At 70.8% G+C, this 13,292-nt stretch carries 11 protein-coding genes; 7 read left to right on the forward strand and 4 right to left on the reverse strand.

Annotation, left to right across the window (positions count from 1 at the left end; translation table 11 throughout):
• Nucleotides 1-80: 80 nt before the first annotated feature.
• The 3 genes from ABZ552_RS01060 to ABZ552_RS01070 all read right to left on the reverse strand — a co-directional run bounded on the left by ABZ552_RS01060 (nt 81) and on the right by ABZ552_RS01070 (nt 3,301).
• A complete protein-coding gene (locus tag ABZ552_RS01060) occupies nt 81-1,331 on the reverse strand; it encodes a DUF5685 family protein (protein ID WP_357435120.1) in 1,251 nt (416 codons plus the stop codon).
• 110 nt (nt 1,332-1,441) lie between these two features.
• Nucleotides 1,442-2,041: a TetR/AcrR family transcriptional regulator gene (locus tag ABZ552_RS01065; RefSeq protein WP_039802917.1), complete on the reverse strand. Its 600-nt coding sequence runs from the start codon at nt 2,039-2,041 to the stop codon at nt 1,442-1,444.
• A 99-nt stretch (nt 2,042-2,140) separates the two neighbouring features.
• A complete protein-coding gene (locus ABZ552_RS01070; RefSeq protein WP_281876230.1) occupies nt 2,141-3,301 on the reverse strand; it encodes a glycoside hydrolase family 3 N-terminal domain-containing protein in 1,161 nt (386 codons plus the stop codon).
• Between the two features lie 637 nt (nt 3,302-3,938).
• Between ABZ552_RS01070 and ABZ552_RS01075 the strand changes: the two genes are divergently transcribed.
• The 7 genes from ABZ552_RS01075 (at nt 3,939) to ABZ552_RS01105 (ending at nt 12,046) form a co-directional block, all read left to right on the forward strand.
• On the forward strand, nt 3,939-4,343 hold the full coding sequence (locus tag ABZ552_RS01075; protein WP_281876231.1) for a hypothetical protein: 405 nt from the start codon (nt 3,939-3,941) through the stop codon (nt 4,341-4,343).
• Between the two features lie 4 nt (nt 4,344-4,347).
• Nucleotides 4,348-4,935 (forward strand): hypothetical protein, encoded by a 588-nt coding sequence (locus tag ABZ552_RS01080; RefSeq protein ID WP_281876233.1) that lies wholly within the window; start codon nt 4,348-4,350, stop codon nt 4,933-4,935.
• A 216-nt stretch (nt 4,936-5,151) separates the two neighbouring features.
• Nucleotides 5,152-5,625 (forward strand): universal stress protein, encoded by a 474-nt coding sequence (locus ABZ552_RS01085; RefSeq protein WP_281876235.1) that lies wholly within the window; start codon nt 5,152-5,154, stop codon nt 5,623-5,625.
• A 67-nt stretch (nt 5,626-5,692) separates the two neighbouring features.
• A complete protein-coding gene (locus tag ABZ552_RS01090) occupies nt 5,693-6,787 on the forward strand; it encodes an isochorismate synthase (protein WP_281876237.1) in 1,095 nt (364 codons plus the stop codon).
• A 136-nt stretch (nt 6,788-6,923) separates the two neighbouring features.
• Nucleotides 6,924-7,094, forward strand: coding sequence for a DUF2613 domain-containing protein (locus ABZ552_RS01095; protein WP_083864100.1), 171 nt, complete (start codon nt 6,924-6,926; stop codon nt 7,092-7,094).
• Nucleotides 7,095-7,167: 73 nt separating this feature from the next.
• Nucleotides 7,168-11,436, forward strand: a complete 4,269-nt coding sequence (locus ABZ552_RS01100) for an alpha-(1->3)-arabinofuranosyltransferase (RefSeq protein WP_357435525.1) — start codon at nt 7,168-7,170, stop codon at nt 11,434-11,436.
• 172 nt (nt 11,437-11,608) lie between these two features.
• Nucleotides 11,609-12,046, forward strand: a complete 438-nt coding sequence (locus ABZ552_RS01105) for a DinB family protein (protein WP_281881199.1) — start codon at nt 11,609-11,611, stop codon at nt 12,044-12,046.
• Between the two features lie 15 nt (nt 12,047-12,061).
• Here the strand turns inward: ABZ552_RS01105 and ABZ552_RS01110 are convergent, their stop codons facing one another.
• Nucleotides 12,062-13,246: an acyltransferase gene (locus tag ABZ552_RS01110; RefSeq protein ID WP_357435124.1), complete on the reverse strand. Its 1,185-nt coding sequence runs from the start codon at nt 13,244-13,246 to the stop codon at nt 12,062-12,064.
• Nucleotides 13,247-13,292: the final 46 nt, after the last annotated feature.

A 13,292-nucleotide genomic window follows, 5' to 3' on the forward strand; every position in this document is an offset into this window, starting at 1 on the left:
GGCTTCGTGCTTGGCGGGATCGGCTGGGGCCGCCTCCGTCACACATCCGCGCGGCCGGCTCGCCGCCGCGCGTCTTCGAATCAGCAGTCGCACCCGCAGTCGCAGCAGTTGCAGTCCCCGCAATTGCAGCAGCCGCAATCACATTCGCCGCAGTCGCTGCAGTCGCAGTTCTTGATCCACGCGTCCTTGCGTTCGCCAGTGCACGGTTGCGTGTGGTCGGCGCAGCACGCGTAGCCGGTGCAGTAACCGCCCACGATGAGCGCGAGGGATTCGCCCACTCCCGGCCGCCGGGTCGGCGGGCGGTGCCCGGTGCGCGCGTGGACGGCGACCCCGGCGCGGGAAGCCCCTTCGGACGACACCGAGCACGTGTGCGCGGCAAGCGTTCCCAGCCCGCCGCCGAGCCGCCGCAGCACCGCGGTCAGTGGGTCGAGCAGCATCCAGCGCACGGTGGGCACGCTGCTGAGTTCGGCCGCCGCGACGGCCGCGCGCAGGCGCGAATTCGACTGCCGCAGCAGATCGTAAGCCTCGGGAACGGTCGTGCCCGTGGCGGCGAGCGGGTTGAAGCGATCGTGGGCCGCGTCGTCGTCGTAGTCGGCGACCGCGTCGGCCAGATGCGCGATCCGGCCGAACTGCCACCCCGCCGCACGCAACGCCTCGATATTGTCCGGACGGTCGGCCAGCACGGCGGTGTGGGCGAAGAACGCCGACGCGCACAGCTGAGTGGGCGCGGTCAAGCGGTCCAGCGGATCGGACGACTCCGCCATCGCCGCGTGCCAATACGGTGACGCGGCAAGGGCTTCCGGCACCGATCTCGCGACCGGACCCGAGCCCCCCACGGCGGCAAGCTCTTTCGCCTCCCGCTCCAAGCCGACCTGCGCGTCGAGCGCGGCGACGAGCGGCTCGACGTCCAGGCCGATCCGCGCCGCGCCGGCGCGAGCCTCGCCGTGCCAGCGCGTCGCGGCTTTCGCCAGCGGCCCGCGCGCGAGCGCGGAGACGTCACCGTCGTCCACGTGATCGCGAATCTTGGCCGCCGCCAATAGCAACGATGCCGTGGTGGCGAGTTGCACACCGGGCGAGTCGGCGGTGACCACCGACGCGCGGCGCATGCCGCGCAGCGCGCACGGCGCCGCGGTGGTGCGGGCCACAGCACCGGACTGCGCCTCGGTGAGCATGCTCAGCACCAGCGCGTCCTTGTTGGTGGTGGCGCGGGCGAACTGACCGTGCCCGTCCCGCAGCCCGAGACACAAACCGCACAGATGCGCCCGCCATTCGGCCGCATCGATTCCATACTTCTGAGCGCCGTGCGCACACGGCCTGAGCAACCCGAACACTTCCGCCCCGTTTCTCTCCGGCTCGCCGAAGGAGCCGGTCCGCGCTGTGCGAACTCACGCACTGTGGCAGGAGGGCGGCGCGGAAGCAACCGGTTCGGGCAATAGGCGGGCTACTCGGTCTTCTTCCGTCCGGCGAGACCGCGCCAGGCCAGATCGTCGAGCAGATCGACGGCCTCGGCGACCTCGATCCGCCCGCTGGCCAGCCGGTCGGCGATGGCCTCGCCCGCGCCGATCACGGCGACCGCGACGACGTCGAAGTTGGTGCCCGGCTCGGCGTGCTTCGCGCTGGACTCCAGGAGTTTGGCGGTCAGCTCGATGACGCGTTCGCGCGCGTTCTCGATCTCCGAGGCGAATGCCTGCTGGCCGATGGCCTGCCGGTAGAGCACCTGCCAGGAGCGGCGGTTGCGATCGACGAAGCCGAGGAAGCCCTCCAGCGCGGTGCGTACCTGCTCGTGCGGCGTGAGCAAGGGGTTCCCCGCGGGTGCGACGGATTCGATGAAGCGCATCCCCTCCCGCTGGATGCAGGCGCGGAACAGTTCGTCCTTGGAACCGTAGTACAGATACAGCATCGGCTTCGAGATCTTCGCCTCGGCGGCGATCGCGTCCATCGACGTGTCGTGGAAGCCTTTACGCGAGAAGACCTCCACGGCGGCGTCGAGCATCTGCTGCTCGCGTACCGCCCGCGGAAGCCGCTTCGTACCGCCCGCCATCCACACTCCTACCACAGGTTAATCTCATATATTACTCCAAGGTAAGTTCCGGCGGTCCGATTTGCTCACCAGTCGCCCGACTCCGCCGTGCGGCGCGCCTCAGCAGCGCGGCAACGCACCCTTGTAAGCCGCCACCCGCAACACCGACGCATCCACCTGCGCCATCGGCAGTCGTCCAGCCGACACCGCCTGCTCCAGCCGGTCGAGCACCTGCGGAACCGCGTCGGTGGTGATCCACAGGGCATTGTCCGCGCCGGCGACCAGTGCGGCTTCGACGGCGTCCGCGATCGACATCCGGCTGGTGATCGCCGCCATGCCGCCGAGATCGTCGGTGAAGATCACCCCGGAGAACGGCGCGGCGCCGTATCCGGTGCCGTCCCGCAGCAACCGCATCGCTTCCGGGCTGATGCTGGCCGGAACGTCCGGAGTGGTCAGCCCGGGCACGTCCAGGTGACCCACCATCACGCCCGCGCCCGAGCCGATCAGGTTGCGGAACGGCACCAGATCCACGTTCTGCATCTGATCCAGCGGCGGGGTGCGCACCGCTCCGGTGTGCGAGTCGCCCGAACCGGATCCGTGCCCGGGGAAGTGCTTCATCACCGTGCCGACGCCGACCTCGCGCATGGCGCGGATGTAGGCGTCCGCGTAGCGGGTGACCACGTCCGGATCGTCGGAGAAGGAGCGGTCGCCGATGACCGAGTCGTCCGGCTGGGAGCTGACGTCCACGTCGGGAGCGAAGTCCACCGTCACGCCGAGATCCTTCAGCGCGCGGCCCCTGGTCAGCGTCGCGTCGTAGAACTGCTCGGGGGTCATGGTCTGCGCCGTCTCCCGCGCCGAGGGCGCCGCGCCGATCAGGTCGCGCACCCGCGAGACGCGGCCGCCCTCCTCATCGATGGTCACCATCAGCGGCACCTTGGCCGCCTGCTTCACCTGCGCGATCTGGCCGGAGGCGAGCAGCGCCTGGTCGGTCCATCCGCCCACGAAGATGCCGCCGATCTGCTCGTTTCGCACGACGTTCGTCGCGTCGTCGGCGCCGGTGACGCCGACCGTCAGCAACTGCGCGAGCTTCTCGCGGGTGGTGAACTGCCCGAGGTACCCCGCGTTGCAGTCCGGCGGCGCCGCGCTGGTCGCGGGGATCACGGCGGTGGTCGCTTCCCGCGTGGTGGTGCTCGACGACGCCGATTCGGTGGAGCCGCCGTTCGAGCAGGCGGTCGCGACGGCGGCGAGAACGGCGAGGACGAGCAGGGGCGTCTTCCGCATAGAGGTCAACCGTACTCGTCGCGACGTGCGCGACCGCACTCGCTACGTCGCTACCGAGCAGGTAACTCACGCGCCGATATCGAATCGTTGCCCCGCGCGGGCCGTACCGGGACCCGGGAGCAACGACCAGAAATCGGGCGCTGACGATTTATGACAGATGGCGGCCCACCATCTGCCATTGTGCGGGCGCGGCTGGTTGCCCCGGATCGCAGGGCGCGGACATAGCACTGATCGACATGCGACAACCGGTCACGCGGGCGCCGGCGCCCTTCGCCGGCGGTCGTACCAGGCCGCGGAGTTGCCGCAGGCCGGGCCGCGCGGGGCGGGCCGTTTCCAGGAAGCACGTCCGGCGGGCAGTGGTGTGCGAGCCGATTGCGGAGCCGTCTACGCGGGGATGCATGACACATAAATCATGTTGCGGCGGAACCGATCCGGGTCTGGCTGCGTCCAATGAATCGACTGCCTTTATTTCGCAGGCCGGGGGGTGTCTCGTGCTCGGGGTGACACAGAACCGGTCCCGGGTGGGCAAGTCGATTCGTGTTTCGACGAAAGAGGGGGATATCCGATCAAGGTCCGCAACGATCCATCAGCTGCGCCGACGAGCCGAGTCGGTCGAACGCTCATCTTCACAGCGACCTTGACGATCGCTGTGATCACGAGCGCGCTGGCCTCCGGTTCCGCACAAGCCTCGTATCAGCCATGCACCAACTACAGGGTCACCACCCAATGGGGGAGAGTCGAAGTCGACACCAGGCCGAGGGACGGGGACCCCATCGGCAACATCGCATGGGCCATGTTCCTCAACAACATCGCCGATATACCCGGCAGGTACGACTACCAGATATTGGTCAACGGCAGGGCTATCGAGACGGATAACAGGTTCAAGGACGACAACTTTCACATGACGATCCCCCGGTATCTAGATGGGCATTACCGGTACGAGTCGGGGGACGAAATCCAGGTGATCGCTTCCCACGCCGCTGGCAAAAACCTGTATGTGACGCCAATCAACCGTTGCACTGTCCCCTACACGGCAGGATAGCTACATGAGTCAGGAGATTTCGAGGCGAGGTGCTGACCTGCTGGCGGCCGACATCGAGTCGGCTCTCGGCTTCGAGGTACACATCGACGAAACGATCCCCGAGCGTCTTCGCCGGTTGGCCGACCCACCGGGATGGCGGATCGAATTCACCGTCCCGACCTTGAGCGTCATGGTTGGCACCACCCCCGTCGAGCGCACTCCCAGCGGTGTGGCGTGCAGACTGGCCCGGGAAGTCCACGACGACGTCCTGTCCCGCAGTGGAAAGATCTGGCCCGCCGACCCCAAAGGCGGGGACCAGCCTTTGCTCCCCACTCCCGACGGGTGGCACGGGAAGGGCGGCGTCATCCCGTACGGGCAGGTCAAGACGGCGAAGGAGCCTGATCCGAGTCTCGACGGTGTGGTGCGGTGGTGGCTGCCCGACACCTACGACGGACTCATCGCCAGCCGCTCCGGCGACGTGTGGTTCTCCCTCTGGCAATACCAGGGCGACGAACAACTGATCACGCCGGGCATGCCGGTGACATGGGTCATCGGCGAAGGTCGGCACGGAAACTACAGCAAGGCAAGCGAAGTCCGGCCGGTCGAGCCGTAGCCCGGACGGCTCACCTATCCGGCCCCGCACTCCTGAAGCCGTCGGGCAGTGTGATGTACCGGCGTGTTCGGCCGGTATGCCGCCGCCGACGGCGCGGGAGGGAGGGGTCGGCCGCGCTGACGTTTGCGCAGGTCATACCGAGGAAAACGGCGGTTCGCCCGGGCCTGCGCGGGGTAATCTCGGGGTATCGCCGTGCGTCCTTCTCAGGAGGTCATCGTGCCCTGCGATCTGATGCTCATCGCCTACGACGGCTCCGAGAACGCCAAGCGCGCCATCATCTACGCCGGCCGGTTTCTCAGCGCCGACCGTGCCGTCGTGCTGACCGCCTGGGAGCCCATGGTGCGGCAGGCCGCTCGCCTGTCCGGGTTGTCGGGTGTCATGCAACCGGAATGGGTGCCGGACGACGAGATCGAGGACATCGCCTTCGTCGACGCGCGCGCCACCAATGCCGAGGGCGTGCGGCTGGCCGAGCTGGCGGGCCTGAACGCCGAGGCGCGCACCGCCGAATGCACCACCACCATCTGGAACGCCATCGTGGACTGCGCCGACGAACTGGACGTCGACATCATCGTGGCGGGCACCCGGGGCGCGACCGGCATCCGCGCGCTGCTGCACAGCAGCGTCGCCGACGCCGTCCTCAAGCATTGCCACCGTCCCGTCCTGCTCGTCCCGCCCGGCAAGGAAACCTGAGTCGCGCACCGTGAGACGTGGATCGCTCCACCGCGTCGGGGCGTCGCACCGGGGCTAGGTTGGGGTCATGGATGGGTTCCTGCTTGCTCGGGCCGACGGGGTTGTTCGGGGTCATGGGAGCCGAGCCCGCTTCGATGACGCGCGCCTGGCGCAGGCGGCGTTGCGCGCGGGTCGCGCGCCGCTGGTGGTCGGCGCGCTGCCGTTCGATCCCCGCGAGCCCGCCGCGCTGAGCGTGCCGGAGCGCGCGGTGCACACCGCGGGTCCATGGCGGCCCGCCGCACTGCCCGACCTGCCCGCGGTGCGGGTGGTGACCGAGATACCCAGCCCCGCCGAGCACGTGGCGCGGGTGACGAAACTGGTCGAGCAGCTGAACGATCCCGCGCAACCCCTGCGCAAGGTGGTCGCGGCGCGGTCGGTGCTGGCCGAGGCGCAGGCCGCGCTCGACCCGGAAGTCGTCGCCGGACACCTGCTGACCAGGCATCCGCACGCGAACGTCTTCGCGGTCGACCTCACTGCGGCCGGGCGACCCGGCGCGACGCTGGTGGGCGCGACGCCCGAAGTGCTGATCGCCCGGCAGGGCGACCTGGTGACGCTGCGCCCGCTGGCGGGCACCGCGCCGCGGCGGGCCGACCCGGAGGCCGATGCCGCGCAGGCCCGGGAATTGCTGGCCAGTACCAAGAACCGCGATGAGCACGCGTTCGTCATCGACTGGATCCGGGAGCGGCTCGGGCCGGTCTGCGCCGAGCTGTCGATCCCGCGGAGCCCGGAGCTGGTCAGCACCCACGAGGTGTGGCACCTGGCGACGCCGATCACCGGACGCCTGCGCGACCCCGCGATCACCGCGCTCGACCTGGCGCTCCTGCTGCACCCCACGCCCGCGGTCTGCGGCACACCCACCGAGCCGGCCTTGGAGACCATCACGCGGATCGAGGACGACCGCGGGTTCTACGGAGGCGCCGTCGGCTGGTGTGACGCGGAGGGCGACGGCGCCTGGGTGGTCGCCATCCGCTGCGCGGAGCTCTCGCCCGACGGCCGGACGGTGCGGGCGTACGCGGGCGGCGGCATCGTCGCGGCCTCCGACCCGCAGGCGGAACTCGACGAGACCACCGCGAAATTGCGCACCCTGCTCGGCGCGCTGCACTGCGCTCTCCCTACCCAGTGACGCGTCCGTTTCCGGGTCATCGCCGCGTGCTCGGCGGCGATCCGGGGAAGAATCCGCGGCCTGAACGCATACAAATACCGGACGTCCTGCTAGGTTGGCCGGGAACGTGCCTGCATCGACGTATTGGAGTGCCGCGATGAAGTTTGCTGTCCCGGGTGTTGCGAGTGCTGTCGCGGGCGCCGTGCTGGGCGTGCTCAGCGTCTTCCTCATCACCCTCGCGGTCCAGCAGAACTCGCGGCCGGAGATCGATCGCAGCGGCGACAAGGACTCCTCGCTGCTGAACAACGTTGAGTACGGCAGCCGCTGACCCGCTGACCTCCGCTTCACCCGCCGACTCGCTCGGATCGTCCGCGGCGCCGGGGCAGCACAGCACCGCACCGCTGGGCAGACGTTGGTTCGCCGCGACCGTCGTCGTGGCGTTCCTGCTCACCTTCGTGCAGGCGCCCGGACTCACGGTCGCCGACACGAAATACGACCTGGCGCAGAATCCGCTCGGCTTCCTCGAACGCGCGAGCCATCTGTGGAGCAGCCAGGCGCCGATGGGCCAGGTGCAGAACCAGGCCTACGGTTATTTCTTCCCACACGGCGCGTTCTTCTCGCTCGGCCATCTGCTGGGCGTGCCCGCCTGGATGACGCAACGGATCTGGTGGGCACTGCTGCTGCTCGCCGGATTCTGGGGAATCGTTCGCCTGTGCGAGGCGCTGGGCATCGGCACGCGGGGGTCGCGCGTCGTCGCCGCGCTCGCGTTCGCCCTGTCGCCGCGGGTCCTGACCACCGTCGGGTCGATCTCCTCGGAGACGCTGCCGATGATGCTGGCGCCGTGGGTGCTGCTCGCGCCCGCCGCGCTCGGCGTCGCCGGGCACGCCCGGCGACGGGGCGGGGCCGCATCGCCCGCGGGCAGTGCCCTGGCGCTCGCGCTGATGGGCTCGGTCAACGCGGTCGCGACGGTGGCCGCATTCCTGCCCGCGCTGCTGTGGTGGGGCTCCTATCGGCCGGACCGCAGGTGGTGGCGCTTCACCGCGGCCTGGATTCCGCTGCTGGTGCTGGCCACGTTCTGGTGGGCGGTGCCGCTGCTGCTGCTCGGCAAGGTGAGCCCGCCGTTCCTGGACTACATCGAGTCGTCGGGGGTGACCACGCAGTGGGCCTCGCTCGGCGAGGTGCTGCGCGGCACCGACAGCTGGACGCCGTTCGTCTCGCCGGAACGCATCGCGGGCGCGGTGCTGGTGACCCAGCCCGCCGCGGTGCTCGCGACCGGGCTGGTGGCGGCGGCGGGTATGGCGGGCCTGGCCCTGCGGTCCATGCCGTACCGGGGCAGGCTCGTGCTGATCCTGTGCGTCGGGCTGGTCGGCATCTGCGCCGGGTTCGTCGGTGAGCTGGGCGGACCGTTCGCGGAGTCGGTGCGCGTCTTCCTGGACTCCGACGGCGCCCCTCTGCGCAACGTGCACAAGCTGGAGCCGCTGATCCGCATCCCGCTCGTGCTGGGGCTGGCGCAACTGCTCGCGCGGGTTCCGCTGCCCGCGTCCGTGCCGTGGAAGGTCTGGCGCGGCGCGTTCGCGCACCCGGAGCGCGACCGCGCGGTCGCCGTCGCGGCGCTGATCCTGACCGCGCTGGCCCTGTCCACCTCGCTGGCCTGGACCGGCAAGCTCGCGCCGCGTGGCGCCTACGACCGGGTGCCCGAGTACTGGCAGCAGACCGCGGAGTGGCTGAAGGACAATGCCGCCGACACCCGCGCCCTGGTCGTGCCGGGCGCGCCCTTCGGCAGCCAGGTCTGGGGCCTCACGCGCGACGAACCGCTGCAAGCGCTGGCCGAGACGCCGTGGGCGATCCGCGACGCGGTGCCGCTGAATCCGCCCGGCACCATTCGCGCGATGGACTCCGTGCAGCGGCTCATCGCCGACGGCAGACCGTCGGCGGGGCTGGCCGCGACGCTGAGCGCGCAGGGCATCGGCGTCGTCGTCCTGCGCAACGACCTCGATCCGGAGACCTCGCGCTCGACCCGGCCGATGCTGGCCCACCAGGCGCTCGACGGATCGCCCGGCCTGCGCAAGGTGGCCGAGTTCGGCAACCCGATCGAATCGGTGGTGATCGCCGACGGCCTGGTCGCCGACGGTGACCTGCGCCCGCCGTATCGGGCGGTCGAGATCTACCGGGTGGACGCACCGGGACCGGGAACGCCCGCCGAGGTTCGCGGCGGCACCGGCGCGCCGAAGGCGTTCCCCGGCGCGTACACCGTCCCGCTCGGCGAAGTCCCGGTGGTGCAGGGCGGACCCGAGGTATTGGAGCGGATGCGCCGCGATCCCGGCCCGGCCCGCACGCCCGCGCTGCTCGCCGCCGACGCGACCAGGGCCGGGCTGCCGCTAGGTCCGGTGACCGTCACGGACACGCCGATGGATCGCGAAGCCGATTTCGGCCGGGTGGACAACCACAACTCGGCTCTGCGTGCCCCCGACGACGCTCGCCGCACCTTCAACCTGGTGCCCGACTATCCGGTGCCCGGCGCCGAGTTGGTGCGCGGCGAATGGTCCGGCGCCACGATCACCGCGTCGAGTTCGGCCGCGGACGCCACCCAGCTCGGCGGCTCCGCGCCGGGCAGTTCGACCGCGGCCGTCGTGGACGGCGATCCGGCCACCGCGTGGATCAGCAACGGCACCGAGCACGCGCTCGGGCAGTGGCTGCGGCTCGATCTCGACCGTCCGATCCAAGCCGGGCAGCTGAACCTGACCACGAGTTCGGCCGCCATCGGCGACCCGGTCAAATGGATCGAGGTGCGCACCGCGAACGGCACCGTCTCGGTCCGGGTGTCCGAACCCGGTGCGCCGGTTTCGGTCTCGCTTCCCGCCGGCCGCACCGAATGGCTGACCATCACCGCCATTCGCACCGAGAACGGTTCCGGTGGAGGGCAATTCGGTATCAGCGAACTCGCGCTGGACGACTATTCGATACGGAACGCGCCGGTCCGCGTCGACATCCGCCACCGCACCGTGGTGCCGTCCGCTCCGGCGGGCGCGCAGCTGAGCGGCTGGGATCTCGGTCAGGAATTCCCTGGCCGCAGCGCCTGTTTCGACGCGCCCGACCGGGTGCGTTGCAGCAAAGGTCTCGCCTTGGCGCCGGAGGAACCCGGTACGTATCAGCGCACGCTGACCGTCCCGGAACCGATGTCGGTCGCCCCGGAGCTGACCGTCCGCACCAGGCAGGGCCCGGCCTTGGAGGCGCTGCTCACCGACCACGCCCGGCCGGTGGCGCGGGGCAAGGCCGACGTCGGCGACTTGCGGGGGGCCGCTTTCGCCGCGACCGACGGCGATCCGCGCACCAGCTGGACCGCGCCGGAGAACTCGGTCCGCGAACCGACCGGCGGCAGGCCGACGCTCACCCTCGAGCTGCCCGAGCCCACCCTGGTGACCGGCCTCGAGTTGACCCCATCCCTCGGCGGCCTGCCCGCGGCGCCCACCTCGGTGACGGTGAACCTGGGTGACGGTCCGCAGGTGCGGGAGCTGGACGACGACGGACCGGGCACGCCCACACGGATCTCCCTGCACCCCACCGTGACCGACCGCATCGAACTCAGCATGCGCACGTGGCGGCCGGTGCTGGACAAGACCGCGCTCGGCTTCGTGCAGACCCAGCCGCCCGGCCTGGCGGAGGTGACGGTGCTGGGGCCGGACTATCCCGCGGCGGCTCCGCTGGACCGCGAGCTCACCGTCCCGTGCGAGCTGGGGCCGACGATCGACGCGGGCGGGCGGACCCTGCGCACCACGGTCACCGCCACCGTCGGCGAATTGCGCTCCGGCGCACCCGTTCCCGCCCGGGTCTGCGCCGACGACGCGACCGGGGCGCCTGGCGAGCTCGCGTTGCCGGAGGGCCGGGCCGACGTGGCGGTCGGGCCGACCGACCTGTTCTTCGTCGATCGGCTGCGCTTGCACCGAAGCGGGACGGAAGCCGATGCCGCGACGGGGTCGGACACGGGCACCCGGCTGCTCGTGCTGCCGTTGAGCACCAACGTCGGGTGGCGCGCGACCAGCGCGGACGGGCGGATTCTCGACCCCGTGGTGGTCGACGGCTGGCAGCAAGGCTGGCTGCTGCCCGCCGATGCCACCGGCCCGGTGACGATCGCCTTCCCGGTCGACCGGTGGTACCGCCTCGCCATCTTCGGCGGCCTGCTGCTGCTCCTGCCGCTCATAGTGCTGGCCGTCCCCCGTCGCACGCGGCCGGACGCCGCCCGGGCCGAGCCGGACGGAGCGGAGCCGGAGGGGCCCGCCGACCGGCTGGAATCGAGCGCGGCAGTGCCCGGCACCTGGGGCAGGCGCTGGATGGGCGCGGTAGGACTCACCGGGGCGGCCACCTTGATCGCCGGCCCGGTGGGCGCCGCCGGCACGGTGATCGCCTTGGCCGCGACCCGGTTCACGCCGTATGTCACCGCGCGTGTGCTCGTCGTCGTGGCTGGGGTGGGCACCACCCTCTCCGCCGCGGCCCTGTCCAAAGGCCCTTGGCGCTCACCGGACGGATATATGGGCGGATCGGTGCTGGTGCAGCTGCCCGCCCTGCTCGCGATCATCGCGGTGGGCATCGCGGCGCTGCCGTCGTCGAAACGCGCCGATCGGCCCCGAGCGAGCCGGTCCGACGACTCCCATTCCGGCGCGCCCGAGCACTGACCGCGCACCGGCCGCCCGCCCCGGCCCGCGCGGATACGCGGCGTCGCCGCTCGACTGGACGCGCATTCGCCGTGCGCCGCAAGAGCACTCGTTGCTAACGTGACCCCGCGTGAACACCTGTGCCGAATGTGGTTTCGTCTACGACTTGGCTTCGGCGGCCGACGTGCCGTCGCTGGCGCGGGAGCACGCAGTGGAATACGCCGACCTGCTCGGCGCCGACAGCGCCAAGTTACGCGAGCGCGGCAAGCCCGATGTCTGGTCGCCGCTGGAGTACGCCTGCCACGTGCGCGATGTGCTGCTGGCGCAACGCGAGCGGGTGCTGGCCGCGCGCCGTTCGGACAACCCGTCCGCCACGCCGATGGGCCGGGACGAGCGCGTCGAGCACGACGGGTACGCCGAGCAGAATCCCGCGGACGTCGCACGCCAGATCCGCGACGCCGCTCTGATGTTCGCCAACGTGCTCGAGCGCCTCGGCGACGACGACTGGGAGCGGACCCTCGGCTTCCCCTACCCGGAGCCCGCGGATCGTTCCCTGCGCTGGCTCGCGGTGCACACCCTGCACGAACTGCGCCACCACCTGCTGGACATCCACCGGCAGCTCGACGACTGAGCTCGCGGCCGCCGATCAGGGCGCGGGTTCGGGTTCGGGGCTTCGCCGCACCCGGTCCCGGCGCCGCACCCAGCGCCGCACCGGCTCCTCCACCAGTGCGTAACTGGCCGCCGCGACCGGCAGCGTGATGGCGATCGTGAGGACCAGGACGTAGCCGAAGTCCCCTTGGAACGGCAGCAGGCCGAAGACCGGGAACACGATCGACAGCACCGCGAGGTGCCAGATGAAGAGCCCGTAGGACCACCGTCCGAGCGTCGCGGCCACCGGCGACTCCAGCCAGCGGTGGCCCCGCGCCGCCGGGTCCCGCAGCACCAGCGGCGCGAGCAACGCGAATCCGATGATCGCGCCGAGGCCCATCTTCACCACGTACTGCCAGGGTTCGGCTCGGGTCAACCCGGCGGGACCGGCCAGATCGGTCGCGGCGAGCAGGAAGGCAGCCCCCGCGACCGTCCACATCAGTGGCTGATTCGCGCCGACTTTCCACCAGCGTGATAGCCGTACGCTATGTTCGGCGAGCTCCGCGAGGATCATGCCCCCGGCGAACCAGGGCAGGTAGCCGGGCAGCCAGTTGTCGGCGTGGATCGCGTCGGGAGTCGGCACCGGAATCAGGTTCCAGCCGAGACTGAGCAGAGCGACGAGGAGCAGCACGGGCACTCGCCACCGCGCCGCGGGTCCGCGCAGGCGCACCAGCGCGAAGGCCAGTACGGGCAGCACCAGATAGAAGGCGACCTCCACCGCGAGACTCCACATCTGGGTGAGGCCGTCGGTGAGCGTCAGGGGTACGTATATCTGCCACAGCGCCAGGTTCGAAACCCACACCCGCAGACCCGCGGTCCCGGACGCGCCGGGCAGCAGCACCAGGACCGCGCACACCACGACCCAGTACGCGGGCAGGATGCGCGCGGCACGATGACGCAGGTAGTAGCCGACCGGCGGGGCGGTGTCGAGCCCGCGCGCGGCCGCGGCGTGCGGGCGCCACAGCAGGAACCCGGACAGTGCGAAGAACACGGCCACCGCCATGTCGAACCGACCCCACACCCGGCCGATGACCGGCGTGCCCGAGGCGCCCGTCTGGAACGCGACGTGGGTCAGCAGCACGCCGAGCGCCGCCATTCCGCGCATGCCTTCCAAGGCCGGCACGAAGGCGCGCGGGCGCACCCGTTCGGTCGCGGGGGCGGCGGTGGGCAGGGTCGCTGTCATCGGGCTCCAGTCTGCCTTGACGAATCCACAGTTGATAACCCGACGT

The organism is Nocardia sp. NPDC019219, from assembly GCF_040632645.1.
Classification (GTDB): Bacteria; Actinomycetota; Actinomycetes; order Mycobacteriales; family Mycobacteriaceae; genus Nocardia; species Nocardia sputorum.